Origin of the sequence: Acinetobacter sp. YH12129 (assembly GCF_013418685.1) — a bacterium.
GTDB classification, from domain to species: domain Bacteria; phylum Pseudomonadota; class Gammaproteobacteria; order Pseudomonadales; family Moraxellaceae; genus Acinetobacter; species Acinetobacter amyesii.
The window spans coordinates 79398-98123 of sequence record NZ_VPBP01000001.1; the positions used below are offsets into that span (position 1 = coordinate 79398).

15 protein-coding genes, 1 tRNA gene and 1 pseudogene are annotated in these 18726 nt (G+C 42.1%); 8 read left to right on the forward strand and 9 right to left on the reverse strand.

Going from position 1 to position 18726, the window contains the following annotated elements; genetic code table 11:
* Positions 1–3: 3 nt before the first annotated feature.
* The 4 genes from hisIE to FTU65_RS00415 form a co-directional block, all read right to left on the reverse strand.
* On the reverse strand, positions 4–786 hold the full coding sequence (gene hisIE, locus FTU65_RS00400; protein ID WP_078189402.1) for a bifunctional phosphoribosyl-AMP cyclohydrolase/phosphoribosyl-ATP diphosphatase HisIE: 783 nt from the start codon (positions 784–786) through the stop codon (positions 4–6).
* 96 nt (positions 787–882) lie between these two features.
* The gene (locus tag FTU65_RS00405) at positions 883–2172 is read right to left on the reverse strand and encodes an NAD(P)/FAD-dependent oxidoreductase (RefSeq protein WP_180064869.1); all 1290 of its coding nucleotides are present in this window, start codon (positions 2170–2172) and stop codon (positions 883–885) included.
* Between the two features lie 102 nt (positions 2173–2274).
* Positions 2275–3162, reverse strand: coding sequence for an SDR family NAD(P)-dependent oxidoreductase (locus FTU65_RS00410; RefSeq protein ID WP_078189400.1), 888 nt, complete (start codon positions 3160–3162; stop codon positions 2275–2277).
* 401 nt (positions 3163–3563) lie between these two features.
* The gene (locus FTU65_RS00415; RefSeq protein WP_180005477.1) at positions 3564–4841 is read right to left on the reverse strand and encodes an O-acetylhomoserine aminocarboxypropyltransferase/cysteine synthase family protein; all 1278 of its coding nucleotides are present in this window, start codon (positions 4839–4841) and stop codon (positions 3564–3566) included.
* Positions 4842–5160: 319 nt separating this feature from the next.
* Here FTU65_RS00415 and ettA point away from each other — a divergent pair, with 319 nt between their 5' ends.
* Positions 5161–6822: an energy-dependent translational throttle protein EttA gene (gene ettA / locus FTU65_RS00420; protein ID WP_180042172.1), complete on the forward strand. Its 1662-nt coding sequence runs from the start codon at positions 5161–5163 to the stop codon at positions 6820–6822.
* Between the two features lie 64 nt (positions 6823–6886).
* On the opposite strand, the gene FTU65_RS00425 is transcribed toward ettA, so the two are convergent.
* Positions 6887–7297 carry an SEL1-like repeat protein gene (locus FTU65_RS00425; protein ID WP_180024277.1) on the reverse strand — a complete coding sequence of 137 codons (411 nt, stop codon included), beginning with the start codon at positions 7295–7297 and terminating at the stop codon, positions 6887–6889.
* Positions 7298–7651: 354 nt separating this feature from the next.
* On the opposite strand from FTU65_RS00425, the gene FTU65_RS00430 reads away from it, so the two are divergent.
* A complete protein-coding gene (locus FTU65_RS00430) occupies positions 7652–8623 on the forward strand; it encodes a zinc transporter (protein ID WP_180042170.1) in 972 nt (323 codons plus the stop codon).
* Between the two features lie 25 nt (positions 8624–8648).
* On the opposite strand, the gene FTU65_RS00435 is transcribed toward FTU65_RS00430, so the two are convergent.
* From FTU65_RS00435 to FTU65_RS00450, 4 genes are all read right to left on the reverse strand, one after another.
* On the reverse strand, positions 8649–8990 hold the full coding sequence (locus FTU65_RS00435; RefSeq protein ID WP_078189395.1) for a hypothetical protein: 342 nt from the start codon (positions 8988–8990) through the stop codon (positions 8649–8651).
* A 154-nt stretch (positions 8991–9144) separates the two neighbouring features.
* Positions 9145–9220: transfer RNA gene (locus FTU65_RS00440), tRNA-Glu, on the reverse strand.
* Positions 9221–9311: 91 nt separating this feature from the next.
* Positions 9312–10820, reverse strand: coding sequence for a glutamate--tRNA ligase (gene gltX / locus FTU65_RS00445; protein ID WP_180064867.1), 1509 nt, complete (start codon positions 10818–10820; stop codon positions 9312–9314).
* A 169-nt stretch (positions 10821–10989) separates the two neighbouring features.
* Entirely contained in the window at positions 10990–11283 is a 294-nt protein-coding gene (locus FTU65_RS00450) for a hypothetical protein (RefSeq protein WP_078192541.1), read from the reverse strand.
* Between the two features lie 380 nt (positions 11284–11663).
* On the opposite strand from FTU65_RS00450, the pseudogene FTU65_RS00455 reads away from it, so the two are divergent.
* From FTU65_RS00455 to FTU65_RS00480, 6 genes and pseudogenes are all read left to right on the forward strand, one after another.
* Positions 11664–12670, forward strand: a pseudogene (locus FTU65_RS00455) (sulfate ABC transporter substrate-binding protein).
* Positions 12671–12919: 249 nt separating this feature from the next.
* Positions 12920–13936, forward strand: a complete 1017-nt coding sequence (locus FTU65_RS00460; RefSeq protein ID WP_180064866.1) for a sulfate ABC transporter substrate-binding protein — start codon at positions 12920–12922, stop codon at positions 13934–13936.
* Positions 13937–14121: 185 nt separating this feature from the next.
* Positions 14122–15033, forward strand: coding sequence for a 16S rRNA (cytosine(1402)-N(4))-methyltransferase RsmH (gene rsmH, locus FTU65_RS00465; protein WP_180011304.1), 912 nt, complete (start codon positions 14122–14124; stop codon positions 15031–15033).
* 10 nt (positions 15034–15043) lie between these two features.
* A complete protein-coding gene (gene ftsL, locus FTU65_RS00470; RefSeq protein WP_078189390.1) occupies positions 15044–15376 on the forward strand; it encodes a cell division protein FtsL in 333 nt (110 codons plus the stop codon).
* A gap of 12 nt (positions 15377–15388) precedes the next feature.
* Positions 15389–17215, forward strand: coding sequence for a penicillin-binding protein PBP3 (gene ftsI / locus FTU65_RS00475; RefSeq protein WP_168378186.1), 1827 nt, complete (start codon positions 15389–15391; stop codon positions 17213–17215).
* 10 nt (positions 17216–17225) lie between these two features.
* On the forward strand, positions 17226–18722 hold the full coding sequence (locus tag FTU65_RS00480) for a UDP-N-acetylmuramoyl-L-alanyl-D-glutamate--2,6-diaminopimelate ligase (RefSeq protein WP_180064865.1): 1497 nt from the start codon (positions 17226–17228) through the stop codon (positions 18720–18722).
* Positions 18723–18726 lie beyond the last annotated feature (4 nt).

Here is an 18726-nt window from a genome sequence, read left to right on the forward strand (position 1 = left end):
GTCTTAGTGCTGACGGTTGGCTTTTTCAACCAAACCGGAAAGGCCTTGACGACGAGCGAGTTCGTTAAGTACCAATTGAGGATCAATATCGAAATAACCCAACATCACAATGGTATGGAACCAAAGGTCTGCCACTTCGTAAATCAAATCGTTTTTGTTGTCTTCATTGGCTTCGATTTTAAAATCTTTAGCGGCAATGATGGTTTCAACACTTTCTTCACCGATTTTTTCTAAAATTTTATTCAGGCCTTTATGGTAAAGCTTTGCCACATAAGAGGACTCAGGATCAGCTTGTTTGCGTTCAGCCATCATTTTACCTAAGTAGTCGAGTACTTCGACTTGCTCAGATTGCGCATTGGACGCATTCATCGCAAGGGTATGTGGATTTGCTGATTTTGCACCATAAATTGCAGCCGGATCTTTTAATTGCGCATCGACAATTTCCCAGCCATTGGCAGTAAGTTTACGGTAGAAACACGACTCACGGCCAGTATGGCAGGCAATGCCGCCATGTTGTTCAATTTGTAGCACAATCACGTCAGCATCACAGTCCAAACGGATTTCATGCACGGTTTGGAAATGGCCAGATTCTTCACCTTTATGCCATAACTTATTGCGTGAACGTGAAAAGTATACCGCTTGATTTTTTTCTGCAGTTTGCGCCAACGCTTCACGGTTCATCCATGCCACCATCAATACGCGTCCGCTTTGATGATGCTGTGCAATAGCAGGCACTAAGCCTTGTTCGTTAAATTTTACTTCATCGAGCCATTGCAGGTTGTTCATGAGGATTTCACCAATTCAAAAATCAAAAAATAAATGCCGCAGCATTTGAGCAGCATCATAGTGTAAGCCATCAAGAGAATGATGGGGAGTTAATTCTTAATCAAATTTTAAATTGCGCAGTTCAGCCGCAGGCTTGCGGGCAATGTCGGCATAATTCATTTGTCCAAATGCACCGGTTTTTAAGCCGGAAATCGTGATGGCCATTTCTTTGCGGAAAAACGGCAGCTGGTACATGGCGCGAAATGAAATATCACGCAGCGGCCCTGTCCAGCGATGATGTGATTGATAAAAAGGAGTCAGCAGGCGGCTGAAAAATTGGTAAAACCGTACGGACGGCAACCGCAGTTGATGATACTGCTGCCAGAGGTTTTGCAGTGAGGAATCCTGTTGATATTGGAGCAGGGCATGACTGATGGCCCATGCATCGAGCAGCGCCATATTGGCACCTTGTCCAAGTTGTGGACTCATGGCATGAGCCGCATCTCCTAAGATACCGATACGACCTTCACCGAGTTTGCTCAGCACCACATCACGATAGTTGGCAGACAGCCATTGCTGCGGATCATCTGGATGTGGAATCACATGCGCTAACCATTCTGCAACACTCGGCCAGCGTTTCGAAACTTCAAGCAACCATTGCTGCTGTGCGCTTTTGGTTTTTAAGAATCCTTCTAAATCTGCTGTAGGTAGACTCCAGAAAATGCTCGAAAGGCGCTGTTCAGGCTGCGTTGGAATTGCTCCCGTAGGCATCACACCCATCATGATGTTGGAGCGGTCATAGAATTGGTGCAAGATCTGCGGATTGAGTACTTCGCATTCAGGCACGATGATCCACTTCGCACCCCAAGGATAGGCTTGGTTGAGCTTTTCCCATGCTTTAGGGCGTAAATGGCTGCGTGCGCCATTGGCGATCAGCACGAGATCAAACTGACGTTGAAAGGATTGATCTGCGGACTGCCCAATCACGTTTATACCGTCACTGGATTCTTGAAGTTCATGTACCTCATGCGCCATGCACCACTCAACGTGTTGAGGATACTCACGGACTTTGGATGCGAGGACATGACAGAGCGTGGCACGGTGAATGCCGAGTCCATATGAACGTTCATCGGCTTGTCGATAATGACTGTTTATCAGCAAGTCGCCGCCTGCCAGTTGACCTTCAAGACCGGTTACCACAGCGCCAAGGCTTAAGGCATGTTCCAAAATGCCTAAATGTTCGAAAACTGCCAGTCCGGCAGGTTGTAATAATAATCCTGCGCCCACAGGTTCAAGTTGTGAGACTTTTTCATATAAGCAGATCTGATGGCCTTGAGCAGCAAGCATTGCTGCAGCAGCTAATCCTGCCGTACCTGCACCGATGATGGCAATGTTTTGAGTTTTCATTGTTATAAAAGTTGATTTTATCTCAGCCCAATGTAGCAAAGATGCTGCATAAAACCCAATAAAAAAGCCCTTAAAAGGGCTTTTTTAGGGGTGCATCAGGTCTTACCAGTGTTCACCAGGGAATAGGCGAGCATATGCTTTTTGTACCCAATTGAGTTTTTCTTGCTTCCCAATAGACGCTGAAGAACTTGGGAACAGGTTATAACCAATCGACATGAGTTTGTTATTAATGTCAGGAGCAATGGAGTAAGTGATCGAAGCCAAACGGCCCAAATTGGTCGCCACTTTCTTTGGACGTTTCACGATGGCATAGGCAATCAGGTCAGTCGCTTGTTCTGGAGAAAGCGTTGGAACGTATTTATAAATTTTGGTTGGAGCGATCATTGGCGTGCGCACCAATGGCATGTAGACCGACGTGATGGCAATATTATGCGAGTGAACTTCAGCGCTCAGGCAACGGCTAAAAGCATCTAATGCGGCTTTAGACGCAACATAGGCAGAGAAGCGTGTTGCATTGGCCAATACACCAATCGAACTGATGTTGATGATATGACCTTCACGACGAATCATCATTTTCGGCAGTAAATTCATCACCAAACGTACCGCGCCAAAATAGTTCAACTGCATAGTACGTTCAAAATCATGGAAACGATCGGTTGATTCATGTACGGCACGACGAATAGAACGGCCAGCGTTATTAATTAAGATATCAATATGATCGACGGAAGCGAGGATTTGTTGTGCCACAGCATCAATGGAGTCCATATCATTGAGGTCACATGGGAAAACATCGGCTTTACCGCCAGTGGCTTCAATTTCAGCTTTTACGGCATCAAGAGTTTCTTTGGTACGTGCAACCAGTAGAACATGTGCGCCTGCGTTGGCAAGGCGATGCGCTGTGGTTAAACCGATACCACTTGATGCACCGGTGATTAAAATGGTCTTACCGTTGACACGGTCAACGAAACGTTTCTCAAGTCTTGAATTCACGATGAGGTTCCCTGTTAAATCAGTTTTATTGTATTCATTTATCGGCCCGACAACGCTATGTGCAGGGCTGTTTTAAGTCAGCGGTATGATAGCGTTTTATTCAAAAAAAGCCATATGATAAGTAATTGATAATAAAATAATATTTAGAGTTTTTACTCTAAATTAAAATCCCTATTTACTCAATTTTTAACACATAAATATGTGAAAGAGAAGTGCTTTTATCAACATCGTTGCAACCTAAAAAAGTCGATTTTCAAGATAAATAAAATTGTAAATAAATATAGAAGCAGGGCCATAGATACCCAAAGTTGGAAGGCGGATTATGTGGGAGTGGTTATTTAAATGAAATGGAAATAAAAACAGGTCTTAAAAATAAGACCTGTGGATTGTGCAATTATGCTTTAAACAGCAGCTAAGGCTTGTTCTAAGTCGGCAATCAAGTCATCTGCATGTTCAATCCCAATCGATAAACGAACCATATCAATGCTGACACCGGCTGCTTTGAGTTCATCTTCATTGAGCTGACGATGTGTCGTGGTCGCGGGATGGCAGGCTAAACTTTTGGCATCACCAATATTCACAAGGCGAGTAAACAACTGCAAGGCATCGATGAAACGTGTGCCACCTGCAAGGCCATCTTGGACCCCAAAGGAAAGAATCGCAGATGGTTTGCCTTTGACATATTTTTGCGCCAAAGCATGTTGTGGGTGGTCTTTTAGGCCAGCGTAGTTAACCCATTTTACTTTTGGATGCGCTTGTAAATATTCAGCCACTTTTTGCGCATTTTCTGTATGACGTTCCATGCGCAGGCTTAAGGTTTCCAAACCTTGTAAGATCAAAAACACATTGTGCGGGCTGATCGCAGCGCCCGTATTACGCAGTGGTACCACGCGCGCACGAGCAATGTAGGCTGCTTCACCTAAGGCTTCGACATAATTCACCCCGTGGTAGCTTGGATCAGCGGTATTCAGTGATTTAAAGCGTTCAGGATATTTGCCCCAAGGGAACTTGCCGCTATCGACGATGATGCCGCCGATCGAATTACCATGACCACCAATATATTTGGTCAATGAATGCACCACAATGTCGGCACCAAATTCAAATGATTTTTGCAGGACAGGAGTAGCAACGGTATTGTCGACCACCACAGGTATGCCATATTCGTGCGCAATTTTCGAAATTGCTTCGAGGTCAATAATATTGCCCAATGGGTTACCAATAGATTCGACAAAGACCAACTTGGTTTTGTCATCGATGAGGCTACGCAGCGCTTCGGGGTTTTGATAATCAAAGAAGCGAACTTCAATGCCTTGTTTCGGCAGGGTGTGGGCAAACAGGTTATATGTGCCGCCATATAGGGTCGAAACTGAAGCGATATTGTCGCCTGCTTCAGCAATGGTTTGAATCGCATATGTAATGGCCGCCATACCAGAGGCTAAAGCTAATGCGCCGATACCGCCTTCGAGCGCTGCAACACGCTGTTCAAGTACCGCGGTGGTTGGATTCATAATGCGGGTATAAATATTACCCTGAACTTTTAAGTCAAATAAATCAGCACCATGCTGCGTGTTATCAAATGAATATGAGGTGGTTTGATAAATTGGCACCGCAACCGCTTTGGTGGTTGGCTCCGGTGTATACCCCGCGTGAATTGCTAAAGTTTCGTCTTTATAGGTCATGATTACTTCATCTAAGTGAGCTAGTTTTTTAAACAGTCTATCATTTTTATATATGAATAAAAGTGCTTTATTTCTAAAATTAATATCATAATTATTCATATTGTTGAAAAATTTTCAGCTAAAGATGAGCGAAATCATGCTTAAAAACGCATGTTTAAATTTTGTTCGCCATTAAACTTGTAACAATGCATTGAAGGCGTGTGCGAAACCTTATTTTTTCACGACTTTATGCGTATAATAGCCGATTATTTTTTCGCTCAATTGAGCAGGGGCAACTTTGTGTTGTTCCGTATATGTTTTGACTATTGAGGAGTCCTAAGTGGCCCAATATATTTACACGATGAACCGTGTGTCGAAGATGGTTCCGCCTAAGCGCGAAATCCTGAAAGACATCTCTTTATCATTTTTCCCAGGCGCAAAAATTGGTGTGCTTGGTCTAAACGGTGCAGGTAAATCTACCTTGCTTCGTATTATGGCGGGCGTAGATAAAGATTTCTCAGGTGAAGCACGTGCTCAACCGGGTATCAAAATTGGTTACCTTGAACAAGAGCCGCCATTGGATGAAAGCAAAGACGTTCGTGGTAACGTTGAAGACGGTTTACGTGAACCGTTGGATGCTTTGGCGCGTCTTGATGAAGTGTTTGCAGAATATGCAGCAGAAGATGCTGACTTTGATGCACTTGCAAAAGAACAAGAGAAGTTAGAAGCGATTATCCATTCATGGGATGCACATAACATTGTCAACCAAATGGATCAGGCTGCTGCAGCGTTGAATCTTCCAGCTTGGGATGCAGATGTATCTAAGTTGTCTGGTGGTGAGCGCCGTCGTGTTGCACTTTGCCGTTTGTTATTGTCTAAACCAGACATGCTACTTCTAGATGAACCGACGAACCATTTGGATGCTTCATCAGTATCTTGGTTAGAACGTTTCTTGAAAGATTTCCCAGGTACGATCGTTGCGATTACCCATGACCGTTACTTCTTGGATAATGTGGCAGAGTGGATTCTTGAGCTTGACCGCGGCATGGGTATTCCATACCAAGGCAACTACTCTTCTTGGTTAGAGCAGAAAAATGCTCGTTTAGAGCAAGAACAGAAGCAAGAAGAATCTTTTGCTAAAGCATTGAAAAAAGAACTTGAATGGGTTCGTTCAAATGCCAAAGGTCAGCAAAAGAAAAACAAAGCGCGTATGGAGCGTTTTGAAGAGCTTAACTCACGCGAATTCCAACAGCGTAACGAAACGTCTGAAATCTACATTCCACCTGGTCCACGTTTAGGTAACAAGGTTGTAGAAGTTGAAGGTATTAGTAAATCCTTTGGTGACCGTACACTTTATAAAGATTTATCGTTCGTTGTACCACCTGCTGCAATTGTAGGTATTGTGGGCGAAAACGGTGCGGGTAAAACCACATTATTCCGTATGATGACAGGCGAACAACAACCAGATACAGGTACAGTTACACTGGGTGAGTCTGTTAAAGTGGCTTATGTTGGTCAGATTCGTGACACCTTAGATGACAACAAAACTGTTTGGGAAGAAGTTTCTGGCGGTTTAGATATCTTGAAAATTGGTGAATACGAAATCGCATCTCGTGCGTATATCGGTCGCTTTAACTTCAAAGGTCAAGATCAGCAAAAACGTGTAGGTCAATTGTCAGGTGGTGAACGTAACCGTTTACAACTTGCGAAAATCCTGCAAATGGGCGCAAACGTTATCTTACTCGATGAACCATCAAACGACTTGGATATCGAAACTTTACGTGCGCTTGAAGATGCCATTCTGGTATTCCCAGGGACTGTAATGGTGATCTCGCATGACCGTTGGTTCCTCGACCGTATTGCAACGCACATCTTGTCATTTGAAGGTGAAACCCCTGAATTCTTCACAGGTAACTACCATGAATTTGAAGAATACCGTCGTAAACGTGATGGTGATGACCTAGTTGCAAAGCGTCAAAAATACCGCAAAATTGGCAACTAAGTTCCAGTTTTAAAATAAAAAAACCAGCCTGCGGGCTGGTTTTTTATTACTTAGAATGCAATGACTATACGACAATGTCTTCATAGGCATGATGTAAGACGTAGTCTGCTTGTTCATGGCCTTGTGCAGCCGCTTTACTGAGCCAAAGCTCTGCAAGTTCATAATTGCGGTCTAAGCCGAGTTCTCCACGTAAATAACCGAGACCTAAGCGATATTGGGCATCTTTATGACCTTTTAATGCGGCACTTAAAAAATTCCACATGGCATTGCGATAGTCAGTAGGGGATTGGTCTGCTGAATCCATAGTATGGTGACTGAGAAAGTCTTGATGGTGTTGAGCCGCAAGAATTTCAAAATAAGTCCCTTGGGCGTAATCACCTTCGGCTTCTGGAATCGAAAGATGCATTCCTTGCAACTTTGGATTCATCTGTTGTGACAACAGTGCATAGATTTTTTTCAGAGCTTGTATCATCATTGTTAAACTCCTTGTTTCTAAATATAACCACTTGATTAATAAAAATATTAATTGCAGTCATTCGTGCGCTGCGATGAATGATTTAATTGTTTTAAACAGATCACACTTAAGATGAAAATTAGCATGCTTGTCATGATATGTGAATAGGTATTGAAAAATATTTATAAGTGATTTCAGTCATCTAGATCGCGAAAAATTATTTTTAATAAATTGAAAGTAGATGCTGAAAAAAGCAGTTTTAAAGTTTGAAGGTAAAACGTAGTACTGAAGGTTGAATAATGTAATTTTATTACGTTTACTGCACCTGTTAAGCTCAAGACTGAAGAATATATAATTTATAAAGGTCAGAAAATAATGAGTGAGCATCATGGGCATGACCACAGCCATGCCGTTGTGACGGAAGGGAATGTCAAAAAATTAAGTTTTGCCTTAGCACTGACCACGACGTTTTTGATTATTGAAGTCATTGCAGGATTTATGACGCAAAGTTTGGCGCTATTGTCAGATGCGGCACATATGTTCACCGATGCCGCAGCCCTTGCCATAGCATTGGTCGCGATCAAAATTGGCAAGCTTCCTGCTGACAACAAACGCACCTTTGGCTATCAGCGTTTTGAAATTTTGGCAGCCTTGTTTAATGCCTTGATGCTATTTGTGGTGGCGATTTATATTTTGTATGAGGCCTATCAGCGCTTTTCAACACCGCCAGAAATTCAAAGTATGGGCATGATGATGGTCGCCGTTATTGGTTTGATCATTAACTTAATCTCGATGCGTATTTTATTTTCCAGTTCACAAGAAAGCTTGAATGTGAAGGGGGCGTATCTAGAAGTGTTGAGTGATGCCCTAGGTTCGGTTGGTGTAATTATTGGTGCAGCGATTATTTATTTTACGGGCTGGATGTGGGTCGATACACTAATTGCGGTGCTCATTGGCTTTTGGGTTTTACCAAGGACTTGGATTTTACTCAAACAAAGTATCAATATTTTATTAGAAGGCGTGCCTGAAGAAATTGACATAGAAAAGTTACGCAATGATTTATTGGCACTCAATGGGGTAGAGAGTATTCACCAGTTAAAGGTCTGGGCAATAACATCAAAGAATGTGCATTTGACAGTTCATCTCTTTGCACCTGAAGCCGATCGTAATGCCTTGTATTTTGAGGCGATTGAAATGTTGCAACATGAACATGGAATCACGGAGATGACATTACAAATCGAAGAAGATGAATGTGTGGTACACCAACATACCCAAAAGTCTGATCATGCACATGGGCATCATCAAGATGATCACGCGCATTCTCATGATGAATCACATCAGCACTAATGCTGATGTAATTTAAATGGCCGGCTTAGATTTCCCACTCATGATTACATTCGCGGCATTTCCATTTTTTCTGTGATTGCATAAAACCTTGCATTGAAATTTTGAAATCTGGCAGGTCGCGATAGAACATGAAGCCAGCAATCAAGCAAGCAATAAATACAACAACAGTCGCAGTTTGTAATGTAGTACCTGCACCGTCACCAAAAATCCACATTGCGATGCTGATAATCACCAACAGTAAAAGAATAAATACCGCAGGGATGAGGATAATCAGGCTTTTAGGCACGACAGGACGAGCAACAGGCTGGCCTGCTTGCGCAAGAGGCATAATTTTAGGGCTTTGACATTTAGGGCAACGGTATTGCATTGCAACTCCATAATTTTAATCTATGGTTTATTTTAATCAGAATGACGCAGAAAGCAAAAATACCGTAAATTTAAATCAGATAAAATTTAGGCAATAAAAAACCCAAGTCATAATGCTTGGGTTTTTTATAAGATGATTTGCATCACCTTGAATATGGCGTCCCTACGGGGATTCGAACCCCGGTTACCGCCGTGAAAGGGCGATGTCCTAGGCCTCTAGACGATAGGGACAATTTGAGGCAACTTAGAGTTGGTTGACACCATCTCTCGGTATGGGCGCTATATTAGGGGGATAACGCCCATCCGTCAACTAAAAAATCAATTAAGCTTCATCAACTGCATCATTTTTCGGCAGTTTTAAGCTTTCATTGAGTTTTTCCCATGCTTTTGTTTCTTTTTTACTCGGGCTGCCCACAATTTCAAGTGCATGACGTAAGCGAGCAAAGGTTAAATCAGGACCAATGGTTACCATTGATTGCATAACCGGTGTCGAAGATGTCGAACCAGCAATAGCAATAAAGAAGGTTGGCATGAAGTCACGAAGTTTAATGTCCATTTGGTTCGCCAAATCCATCAAAGTTTGGCTGACGGTGTCATTGTTCCAAGTGAACATGCTTTCTAGACGCCAAATGGCAAATTGAAGGCTTTGACGAACTTGTTCTTCGGTCAATTTTTTGCTTTCAAACTGTTCTTTGCTGAGTGTTGGGAATTGGTTAAAATAAAAACCTGCCCAATTCACTGCTTCAGACAATAAATTAATACGCGGTTGAATCGCAGCCGCAATTTCTTCCAAGGTATTACGATCTGATTTCCAAGCAAGCAGGGTGTCGAGCAATTGACCTGGTGTTAAACCTTTAATCCATTGACCATTTAACCAGTTCAACTTTTCAACATCAAAGATTGGACCGCCTAGTGATACACGTTGAATGTCAAAGTGTTCAATCATTTCAGCCAAAGTGAATTTTTCACTTTCATCTGGCATTGACCAACCCATACGGCCTAAGTAGTTCAATAATGCTTCAGGTAAAACGCCGATGTCTTTGTAGTAGTTAATTGAGGTTGGGTTTTTACGCTTAGACAGTTTTGATTTATCTGGGTTACGTAACAGCGGCATGTGGCAAAGTACAGGCATGTCCCAACCAAAATATTTGTACAACAATTGGTGTTTAGGCGCAGATGGAATCCATTCTTCACCACGAATTACGTGAGTGATTTCCATTAAATGGTCATCAACCACGTTTGCCAAGTGATACGTCGGTAAACCATCGGTTTTCAGTAGAATTTGCATGTCAACTTGCGCCCAAGGAATTTCGACTTCACCACGCAGTAAGTCATTAAATTTACAAATCCCTTCTTCAGGCACTTTCATACGAATGACATGCGGTTCACCAGCAGCCAAACGCTGTGCCACTTCTTCTGCAGTGTGTTTTAAGCCACGACCGTCATAACGCGGTGATTCACCACGCGCTTGTTGTTCCGCACGCATTTGATCGAGTTCTTCTGCTGTTGCGAAGCAGTAGAATGCATGACCTTTTTCAACCAGTTCCAAAGCATATTGTTTATAAATGTCCATACGTTCAGATTGACGGTATGGCGCATGAGGGCCACCTACATCTGGACCTTCTGACCAGTTCAAACCTAACCAACGCAATGAATCTAAAATCATTTTCTCAGATTCTGGGGTAGAGCGCAGTTGGTCTGTATCTTCAATACGAAGAATAAATTCACCGCCATGTTGCTTCGCAAAACATAAGTTAAACAATGCAATATAAGCAGTCCCAACATGCGGGAAACCAGTAGGAGAAGGTGCGATACGAGTACGAACAGTCATAATCAGCTTTTAATCAGAATGTAAATTGGGATCTATTATAACGAAAAAGCCTGATCACTTAATGCTTAATTCAACATTGAATGATCAGGCGTTTTTTAGTATTTTTTAGACGACAGTAGGGGAACTCGTCTAAAACAATAGCTTGGACAGCATCAGTATGCTGATGTCGTTATGAGTTGCTACCAGAAAAAATGGCTTGAACAAAACGAGAAAAACTTTGGTTTTGTGATGCAAAGAAACTTTGAGTCGGTGCAGCTTTAATAGACGTAAGTACTTTTAAATTATCGTCTGTACGGCCTTTACCTTCAGATTTTTGCTGATTAATCGCTTTTTCGATCAATGAGGTACGTTCAGCAGGCATCGTAAGTTTGTTATTCGATGCGGTGCTGGTTGCAGCACAAAATCCAGTCTGTGCAGTCACGCTTAAACTTAAGCCTAGGCATAGCGCGTATGAAAATTTCATGTCCAAATCTCCCCCTAGTTTTGGTGATGGAACTTTTTATTTGCAAAATAGTTTTAATATTTAGACTACGATTTAACCATCTTTCGTAATTAAAAAGTAGAACTACGTCACAATTTTTACAAAAAAACTAAAAAGTCTGTACTGGGATTACCTAAATAGACTGTTTTCTCCAGATTTTCGGATGTTTTAGCAAACAACTATGAAGATAGCATGGAGATCGCTTCTGATTGTTGCTGTATTAGCAGAATTAAAGCTTTAAATACGTTATTTTTAGATATCTTTAAAAAAGAAATAGATTTGAATTTATATTATAGATAGCTGATTGTTAAAGTTATTTTTGATTTATATAGTGCTCTCAAGATCAATTTGAGTTTGAGCAGATGAAAAAAATAATAGCATCGGGCATTTTCGCATTGTTGGGTGGGGTAGCGGTACAGGTGTATGCCGCAAAAGATTTCTAAAAGTCTCATATGATCCAACACGTGAGTTTTATCAGGAATATAACCAAGAATTTGGACAATATTGGAAAAAACATACAGGGCAAGAGATTAATTTTAAACAATCTCACGGTGGCTCTGGCAAACAAGCTCGTGCAGTGGCAACAGGTTTGCAAGCAGACGTTGTCACTTTGGCATTGGCTAATGATATTGATGAAATTGTGGCGACCGGACAAATCAATAAAAATTGGCAAAAACAATTTCCACATAATTCTGCACCGTATACCTCAACAATCGTATTTTTGGTGCGTAAGGGCAACCCGAAAAAAATTAAAGATTGGAATGATCTGACCAAACCGGGTGTTGAAATTATTACGCCAAATCCAAAAACTGGTGGGGCACCGCGTTGGATCTATTTATCAGCATGGGGATATGCTTTAAAACAACCGGGTGGCAATGACGCCAAAGCCAAAGAATTGGTGAAAAAACTCTATAGTAATGTTAAAGTATTGGATTCTGGCGCACGTGGATCACTCACGACCTTTGCTGAGCGTGGCATTGGAGATGTCTTGCTGTCTTGGGAAAATGAGGCACTGTTAGCAACTCAGGGCTTAGGCAAAGATAAATATGACATTGTTTGTCCGTCTATTTCAATTTTAGCTGAACCTTCAGTAGCTGTAGTAGATAAAACTGTCGACAAAAATGGTAATCGAAATTTGGCGAAGGGTTATTTGAACTATCTATATTCACCTAATGGCCAAAAGCTGGCAGGTAAATATTTCTTCCGCCCTCGCGATGCAAAAGCCACTGCAAAATATGCTGCTCAGTTCCCGAAAGTTCAAACCTTTACCATTGATAAAGTGTTTGGCGGTTGGGCTAAAGCGCAAAAGACACATTTTGTGAATGGTGCGATTTTTGATCAAATCTATAGTGAAAAGAATAAAGAGTAAAACGACCCACTATAATGTGCGCTGTAAAAACGGATAATCTAGATTATCCGTTTTTTGCATATGTAATGCATAAAAATCTATATATAGGCAATAAGTAGATTGTTTTTGTGTATTTTAATATGAAAAACAGACAATTAAATTCGCTGCGTTAGCTGTATTCAGCAAAAGGGTCTAAACTTGCTGCAATTGCGATTTATGACTTTATTTCATATATTTAGCAGTATTGAATATAACTTTATGCTGGCTGTTATGAAAACTCAATTTAAGGCGTGGCTCAGTGCCGCGTTGCTTGCCACTGGTGTTGCTTTCTCAGCGTCTGCTCAGGCCGCTGATCGTGAATTTTTAAACGTTTCTTATGATGCAACGCGTGAATTTTATGACGAATTTAATAAGTCATTTGGTGCATATTGGAAAGAGCGTACCGGTAAAACGGTTGCATTTAAACAATCACATGGTGGTTCAGGTAAACAAGCCCGATCCGTGGTTGATGGTTTAAAAGGTGATGTCGTGACTTTGGCCTTGGCCAATGACATCGAAGAAATTGTAAAGTCTGGTCAGATTCAGCCGGGTTGGCAAAAAGAGTTTCCACATAACTCAGCGCCATATACGTCAACGATTGTCTTCATGGTGCGTAAGGGCAACCCGAAACATATTAAAGATTGGTCTGATTTAACCAAACCGGGCGTACAAATTATTACCCCAAACCCAAAAACTGGCGGTCTCCCACGTTGGGTTTACTTGTCAGCTTGGGGTTATGCTTTGAAACAGCCGGGTGGTAATGAAGCGAAAGCCAAAGATTTCGTGGGTAAGATGTACCATAACGTAAAAGTAATGGACTCTGCGGCACGTGCATCGATGACTACATTTGCAGAACGTGGTATTGGTGATGTGTTATTGACTTGGGAAAACGAAGCTTTAGTTACTCAAAAAACTTTGGGTAAAAATAAATTTGATATCGTATATCCATCGATGTCGATTTTGACTGAGCCTTCAGTGGCGATCGTAGACAAAACTGTCGATAAGAATGGTAATAAATGGTTAGCTCAAGGCTATATCAATTATCTTTATTCTCCATTAGGTCAAGAGATGGCTGCTCGTCATTTCTATCGTCCACGTAATGCAGCAGTTTTAGCAAAATATAAAACTCAATTCCCACCTTTAAAAACTTTTACTATTGATGAAGTCTTTGGTGGCTGGGCAAAAGCACAAAAAACACATTTTGTGAATGGTGCGATCTTCGATCAGATCTACAATAACAAGCGTTAATGCATCGAAATCTATGATTTGAGATGTACAAGGACCTCCTTCGGGAGGTTTTTTAATGGATGGCAAAAAATAAAAACGGTTTTCTCTATGGAAAGTAATATTTCTGTACAAAAAGACGTTTGGAGCTTTGCTAAAACAAGGTAATAATGTGCAGTTACATTTTTAGCTGTGTTGAACGAACCCTTATGTCGCATATTTCTGTATTACTTCATGAAACTGTTGATGCTTTACTGGCAGATCGCAATACAGGAATTTTCGTAGATGGCACATTTGGGCGTGGTGGTCATACGCGTTTATTACTGTCTAAATTAGATGAAAACGCACGTGTTTATGCCTTTGATAAAGATCCGCAAGCGTTGGCTGTTGCAGCAGAATTAGAACAAGAAGATGCGCGTTTTAAAATCATTCACGCTAGTTTTGCCGATTTAAAAGAGGAACTGCGTAGTCGTGGTATCGACTTGGTAGACGGTATTATGGCGGATTTAGGGGTATCATCTCCGCAGCTAGACCAAGCAGAGCGTGGCTTTAGCTTTATGAAAGATGGCCCACTTGATATGCGTATGGACAATTCACAAGGTCCAACAGCCGCAGAGTGGTTGGTTGATATTGAAGAAGAAGATTTGGCCAATATTATTTTTAAATATGGTGAAGAGCGTTATAGCCGCCGTATTGCCAAAGCGATTAAAGCGGCAGGGTATATTGAAACTACAGCTCAATTGGCAGAAATCGTAAAAGTTGCCCACCCGAAATGGGAAAAAAATAAACATGCAGCGACACGAACTTTCCAAGCAATTCGTATTGCTATTAACAAAGAACTCGACGATATTGATATCTTCTTACCTCAAGCGGTGGAGATGCTGAAACCTGAAGGCACTCTGGCAGTGATCAGTTTCCATTCTTTAGAGGATCGTTTAATTAAACAATTTATTCAAAAAGAATCTACACTTGCAGAAGACACAGGCTGGGGTTTGCCACAAAAACGCGAAGATACCCGCCGCTTAAAAAAAGTGTCACGAATTAAAGCAAGTGAAGAAGAAGTTAAAGCCAATCCACGATCTCGTAGTGCTTGGCTTCGTGTGGCAGAGCGTTTAGCTTAAAAGGCAAAGAATGAAAACCGAAGCAATCGAAAAAAACTCTGATCAATCGCAGTCGAAGAAAATCATTACATACGGCATTTTATTGCTCTTGGTTTTTGTGAGTGCGATTATGGTTGTATTTCAAGTCTTTGAATATCGACAAGATTATCGTCAATTGAGTACCTATATGCGTGAAAGGGATGACCTCAATGCAGAATGGGGACGTTTGCTGATCGAACAACAAACTTTTGGTGCAACAGCCCAAATTGGGACACGTGCAGTTACCCAATTACGGATGTATTCGCCTCCTATTGCACAAACCGTTGTTATTTCATTGCCACAAACTCCAGAACAGAAAAAATAGGCTGCCGGTCACATGGTTGAAAAGAGAAACAAACAAACTCCGCGTAAAAAACAGCAGTCTGTTACTGGTCGTACAGCCATTTCGGTGGAGATGTGGCGCTATCACTTGATGTGGGCAGTGGTTTTACTGTGCTTTATTGCATTGGTCGGGCGGGCTTTTTATGTACAAATCATCAATAAAGACTTTTTACAAAATAAAGCCAATGCCAAAATTTTAAGAACTGAAACCTTAAAAGCCATGCGCGGTGTAATCTATGACCGTCACGGCGTTCCTTTAGCCATTAGTACTCCGATCATGAAAATCGTGATCGATCCACGTGATTATTTTGACAATAAAAAACTCTTTGAAGAAATTACGGCCGAATTGGCTAAAGATCCAAACAATCGTAAGTTAAAACGTCAATTACCAGATAAAAATCTGAATTTAGATGAACTCGCTGATGCTGTAGGGATGGATCGTGCTGAATTGAGACGCAAAATGAATGAGCGTCCACGTTCACGTTATTTAGTTTTAAAGAAAGAAGTGCCACCACAACAAGCTGAATTGATCATGAAACGTGACTTTCAGGGGGTATATACCGAGAAAAACTATAAGCGCTACTATCCACAGCCTCAGCCAAACTCACAAATTATTGGTTTAACCAATAGTGAGGGTATGGGCATCGAAGGTTTAGAGATGCAATTGAATGAACGTCTTGCAGGCGTAGATGGTGCGCAGCAAATTGTCCGAGATAAAAAAGGCAACCGCGTTAAAGACCCTGAGATCGTGAAAGAGGTTGAGTCGGGTGAAAATATCACGCTGAGTATTGATTCACGTTTGCAATACATTATGTATCGTGAGTTGACTGCAGCCGGCGTAGCCAATAACGCACGTTCTGCAACCGCGATTGCCGTGGATGTCAAAACAGGTGAAATTTTGGCGATGACCTCTTGGCCGTCGTACAACCCGAACGATAAAAAAGGCGTTTTAAATAAAGATGCCATGCGTAACCGTGGTGCGATTGACTCTTTTGAGCCAGGTTCAACCATGAAGCCAATGACCGTGGCAATGGCGTTGGAAAGCGGCAAATACACGGCAAATACAGTTGTAAATACCACACCGGGTTCAATGCGCGTTGGGAATCATACTATTCGAGATACGCATAACTATGGTCCTTTGACTTTGGGCGGCATTATTCAAAAATCGTCTAACGTTGGTGTGGCAAAAATCGCTTTATCTCTCCCTTATGAAACATTGCCGACCTTCTATCAACGTCTTGGCTTTGGTCAACGTTCAGCAGTGAAATTCCCCGGTGAAAGTGCTGGTCTGATTTTGCCGAAGAGCAAATGGAATGTGTCAGAAGTAGCAACCATGGCTTATGGTTATGGTTTGAACGCTACAGTGCTCCAACTGGCTGATGCTTATGCCATGATTGCCAACAAAGGCGTCAAAATGCCACTGAGCTTGTACAAGCTTGAGGAAAAGCCGAAAGGTGAGCAGATGGTTGACCCTAAAATTGCTGATCAAGTGCTTTTAATGATGGAAGCGGTGACCTTACCGGGTGGTACGGCACGTCAAGCCAATATTCCGGGTTATCGCGTGGCAGGTAAAACTGGTACAGCACATAAATTACGTGCAGACCGTAAAGGTTATTCGACTTCAGAATATCGTGCACTCTTTGCTGGTGTCGCACCAGTGAGTGATCCACGTTTGGCCATGATTGTTGTGGTGGAAAACCCAACAGGTCAGTATTACGGTGGCCTGGTGGCTGCACCCGTTTTTGCTCGTGTAATGCAAGAATCTTTACGTTTAATGAACGTACCTTTAGATAAACCTTTAGACACTCCTAAGATCCAGTAATAGGTGATGAATGAAAATTACGTTTCAAGATCTATACACCGTTGAACAGCCCGCTGAATGGATGTCGCAATCCTTTCAGGGCTTCAATCTGGATAGTCGCAAAATTACAGCAGGGCAAATATTTATTGCCCTGACTTCGTTTTCGCAACCTGAAAAAACAGCACAATTTGCACGTGCAGCGTTAGAGAATGGCGCGTTGGCAGTCATTTCAGAAACTGATTTGGGCTTGGATCAAAGTGTCGTGATCGCGGATGTGCGTCAATTGATGGGGCAGTGGCAAAAGCAATATTTACAGGCGACCCAACCAGCTCAAGCTGCACGAATTTTGGCAGTGACGGGTACCAATGGTAAAACCACGATCTCTCGTTTAATCGCTGAATTACTCATGCTGCAAGGCAAAAAATGTGCAGTGATGGGAACCACTGGTAACGGAATTTTACCGAATTTAGAAGCCTCTTCTCACACCACTTTAGATGCGTTGCATATGCAAAATGCGTTGCATACCTATGCACTTGAGGGGGCAGAGTTTGCTGCCATTGAGGCAAGTTCGCACGGATTAGAACAAGGTCGATTAAATGGCTGTGCAATTGAAATTGCCGCATATAGCAATTTAAGTCGTGACCATTTGGATTATCATAAAACCCTTGAAGCCTATGCTGAAGCGAAATCACGTTTGTTTCAGTTTCCATCGCTCAAAGTTGCAGTCATCAATCTCGATGATAAACATGCCGAAGTGATGCTGAATGCCGCGCGCCAAAACCCGGCTCAGCCTAAAATTTTGACTTATTCAACGCGTCAGGCTGCGGATTATCAAGTGACGGATATTCAATACAGCTTAACGGGCGCACAATTTAAATTGCGTACTGCTCAAGCTGAATTTGTGGTGCAAAGTCCATTATTGGGACACTTCAATATTGAAAATATTGTGGCGAGCTTAATTTCAGCGGAGCAAGCGGGTTTTGACTTATCTGCCTTGATCGCAACTGCGCCTGAGTTAAAAGGTGCGCCGGGTCGTATGCAAGTGATCCGTGATGATGAGCGCCTGTTTGTGGTGGATTATGCACATACACCAGATGCCTTAGTTCAAGTGTTACAGACTTTAAAACGTCATGTATCGCAACAGCTATGGGCGGTGTTTGGCTGTGGTGGTGATCGTGACCGTGGTAAGCGTCCATTGATGACACAAGCGGCATTAAACCATGCAGATATTGCGTTGATTACCTCAGATAATCCACGTACTGAAAACCCAGAACAAATTTTTGCAGATATGAAGGCTGGTATTGATTTCACTGGAAAAACTGTCCATGAAATCCATGACCGCCGTGAAGCGATTAAATTCGCAGTCAACCATGCGCAAGCGGGTGATATTGTGGTGATTGCTGGTAAAGGCCATGAAAACTATCAAGAAATTGATGGAGTTCGACATTGGTTTGATGATGTGGTGGAAGTGAAATCAGCGATTGATTCACAGCATCACAACACTGACTCGGCTTATCCAGCGCAATAGGAAA